Genomic DNA, 1,015 nt, shown 5'->3' with positions numbered 1-1,015 from the left:
ATACCACGCTGGATAATAAAGGCAGTGTAACCGCAGATCGGGTATAGCATTGAGTTTTTTACCTGCTTTAAACAATCTTTAATCAGGGCCTTTTACCTTTAATGATTAAATTTTTACTGGTCTTTTCATCGTGAAGGAGCTCGTCCTGGCTCGATTGCCAATTACCCTCACGCAAAAACCGAAAGAGTCAGGGCTGGCGTAAGGAAACAACATCCCCATCCCCATCCTTATCGTGATTTTCCGGCATTTAATATAACAGATTCCCCATTATCAGGATTAAAAAACCGATCTCTGATCACATTTCATACTATTCATTCTGACAGTCAATTAATTACACATTAGAATGGTTTAATGATGTAACTATTAAATCATCAATATTTCCTGTGGAAAGATGACCATTTTCTCACCGCAGCCTGACCGCAGAACCGGGTCACTTATTGGTCAGTCTCACTGACTTTGTCACACTTAAAGTAAACAAAAGGGAAAGTACGATGAGTAAACGCAGCAACTCCGTGGCGAGAGGCACGAGTTATCTTTTAATTTACCTGACGGCAATTCAGCCACTCCACCCGGCGATTGCCGCCGGAATAACACCGGACAATCACCATACGCAGGTCCAAAATCAGGGCAATGTCCCGGTGGTGAATATTGCCACGCCGAACAACGCGGGGATATCCCACAACACCTATAAAGAGTTCAATGTCGCCACTCCAGGCGCCGTACTCAATAACGCCACTCAAGCGGCTCAATCACAACTGGCCGGGCAACTTAACGCTAACCCTAACCTGCATGGAAAACCGGCGGAACTGATTATTAATGAAGTGACCGGCAGCGGACAATCTAACCTGCAAGGCCAATTGGAAATTTTCGGCAATAAAGCCAACGTGATGATTGCCAACCCTAATGGCATTACCTGTGATGGCTGTGGTTTTATTAATACGGCCAGTGCCACACTGACCACGGGTAAACCCCAATTTGATAAACAGGGCGCGTTGGAAGCACTGGAGGTTAAAAA

The 1,015-nt window shown here is 45.1% G+C and carries 1 protein-coding gene; it reads left to right on the top strand.

Annotated elements, in window-relative coordinates:
- Window positions 1-491: 491 nt before the first annotated feature.
- Window positions 492-1,015, top strand: a 524-nt coding sequence (locus D3222_RS24740; RefSeq protein ID WP_118988369.1) for a filamentous hemagglutinin N-terminal domain-containing protein, incomplete at its 3' end; no start/stop codon positions are given.

The sequence above is a fragment of the Photorhabdus sp. CRCIA-P01 genome, assembly GCF_003545805.1.
Taxonomy (GTDB): domain Bacteria; phylum Pseudomonadota; class Gammaproteobacteria; order Enterobacterales; family Enterobacteriaceae; genus Photorhabdus; species Photorhabdus antumapuensis.
The sequence above is the reverse complement of the archived record's forward strand: the minus strand, read 5'-3'. Positions and strand labels throughout refer to the sequence as shown.